At 43.4% G+C, this 2,568-nt stretch carries 2 protein-coding genes and 1 pseudogene; all 3 read right to left on the bottom strand.

The features are described 5' to 3' along the window. Positions 1-1,094: metallophosphoesterase (locus RYP29_RS08880; RefSeq protein ID WP_311533211.1), on the bottom strand; the 1,094-nt coding region annotated here is incomplete at its 3' end. A 69-nt stretch (positions 1,095-1,163) separates the two neighbouring features. After that, entirely contained in the window at positions 1,164-2,264 is a 1,101-nt protein-coding gene (gene mutY / locus RYP29_RS08875) for an A/G-specific adenine glycosylase (protein ID WP_311533209.1), read from the bottom strand. Positions 2,265-2,316: 52 nt separating this feature from the next. Further along, a pseudogene (locus RYP29_RS08870) lies at positions 2,317-2,568 on the bottom strand (DNA mismatch repair protein MutT); the annotation flags it as partial.

The following is a 2,568-nucleotide window of genomic DNA, read 5'->3' as shown; positions in this document are numbered from 1 at the left end:
ACGTAACATACGCTATTTTTCTCTGTATAGCGACCTTTTACATATGGTGTACCAATCGGTACCCAAGGCATGCCAAAGAGAATAATTTGTCCACCGTGAGTATGGCCGGACAAGGTTAATGGCACATTGCGTTCAATGGCTTCATCAAAGAATTCTGGATGGTGGGCCAACAGAATAACAAAGGCATTATTAGGGATACCGGACAAGGCCTTATCAATCATGGCTTCACGGTTTTCTTTGCGACGTTCATTGTCATAGGATACGCCAGCAATATAGACCGGTTGTTTACCACCCATGATTTGGATGTTGTCATTAATCAATACGTTTAATGGTGTTTTTGTTTTAATATCATCAACGATTTTATTGACATCATGATGGAATTCATGATTGCCAAGGATATAATCTACACCATCTGGAATTTGTTTTGCAAATACCTTTAAGCGATCACAGACTTCAGGTAGCCATTGTATCTTGTCGATAAGGTCACCGGTGATGACAACGCGGTTTGGGTGTTCTAATAGTGCTAATCGCAAGATTTCGTCAAAGTCATCTAGGTCGATGCTTGGCCCAATATGGATATCACTGAGTTGTACAATCTTATAATCTGCAAGCCCTGACGGTAGATTGGTATAACCAAAGCTTTCATGGGTTACAACGATTTCTCGTTGCCCCTCATAGGCAGCATAACCAGCACCACCCATGGCAGCCAAAGGTACAAGGGTACCTACGGTTCTAAAGAAAGCACGGCGCCCTGTCCGTTCTTCTACGGGGACCTTATGGGAAATACGGTTCACCAGCGCATAGATCAAGGCCAATACGATAAAAACAGGTATGCACAAGAATATGGCAAATACTACGCCATAGCTTTCCGTTCTAAACAAGTTAAGCCATTCGTACCAAGGCGTGCCGTATAGGTCAACTTGGTATAAGAAATAGTATCGCACCGCACAGAACCAACCAGCGACTACCAAAATATAGGCTAGCCATGCAGGCCATAGTTTTTTCGGTTTCCATAAATAGAGGTACAATCCCCAAAAGCCTAGAAAAGCTATGGCTAGCACCACGAGAAACACAATATTTATAATTAATTGCATATACGCTCCTAACTGTATATCAAGTAATGGCTAATACATTGAGATAAAATCAGTGTTCGTCTCATAAATTTATTCTACAATAGGACATAATTCTGTCAATTTACCATGAGGTCCCGCCCAAGCATAATCGGCGAATTCATCCCGTTTGATAAGCATCCAATCCTTCGGTAATTGCTTTTGTATCGTTTCGATTGATGTATGGTCTCCAGTATACTGCAAATCGCCTCGAAAGACCTTCATAAACCATTTGCGATGAGAAAATACATGAGTTAATTCTTTCACAATAACTGGTTGTAAGGATAGACCAAAGCCCAATGCCCCTACGAGCTCAGTTAAACCAGATTCTGCCGCATCATAGGAATCCGCATTTTCTACAGATGGAAATTCCCACATAGAGCGCAACAGACCTCGATTAGGGCGTTTATGTAGTAAATAATAGTCGCCATAACTAAGGATGCCTACAAAAACAGGCACATCTACAACCTTTGTTTTCTTGATACGCACAGGCAATTGATCGGTTACATTATATTGGTACGCATGACACGTATTAACAATGGGACACTCACCACAACGTGGCGTCTTAGGGATACATACGGCTGAACCAAAATCCATCAAGGCTTGGTTAAAATCGCCTGGTCTATCATGAGGCAACGTATCCTCTACAATAGCAGTTATGGCCTTCTTGCCCTTTGTACCCAAAATATCATCAAATATACCGTACAAACGGGCATAGATACGCAACACATTACCATCAACGGCCACCTCTGGCTCGCCATATGCCATGGATAACACAGCGCCGGCCGTATAGGAACCGACGCCCTTCAAGGATTCCATATCCTTGCGATTATGAGGCACCACGCCACCGTAATTATTCACCACATCTTGCACGCCTAGGCGTAGATTCCGAGCACGGCTATAATAGCCAAGGCCTTGCCAAGCATGGACCACTTCATCTTCGGTGGCCTTTGCCAAATCCTCTAGCGTTGGAAACAAACGCATCCAATTGTCATAATAAGGCTTCATCGCCTCAATGCGGGTCTGTTGGCTCATCACCTCAGATACCCATACCTTATAAGGGTCACCGCAGTCACGCCACGGCAAATCCCGTTTATTCACATCATACCACGCCAACAACTGTGGCACCCACTTGGGGTTATTCATCTCTTTCATAGTTCCTCAATATAGGTATATGTGAAAGCACATCCTATACTTTCACTACACTCTATTCATTAATATATATATCGATACGGGCCAACAGTTCACTTTCCATGACTGTGTCGACCTCTGTTAAACGCATGTTCTCTACATGACTGTTATCTGGGCCAAAACGAATAGGACCTTTCAATAACTTGCCCTCTAATAGCATAGGAAGCCACGTACGGTCCCCTTCCCACATATGCTCATAAGGGACATCGGCCAATGTAAACCAATGCGGTTCCATCTCGTCTGATTCAATGGGGTTTACATCGGTAAC

This window comes from uncultured Veillonella sp. (genome assembly GCF_963534045.1).
Lineage (GTDB): Bacteria > Bacillota > Negativicutes > Veillonellales > Veillonellaceae > Veillonella.
Note: the sequence above shows the minus strand (reverse complement) of the source record. Positions and strands in the feature narration are given on the sequence as shown.

Coding starts and splice junctions, on each gene's coding strand:
- mutY (WP_311533209.1), bottom strand. CDS start 2,264: ATGAAAGAGATGAATAACCCCAAGTGGGTGCCACAGTTGTTGGCGTGG.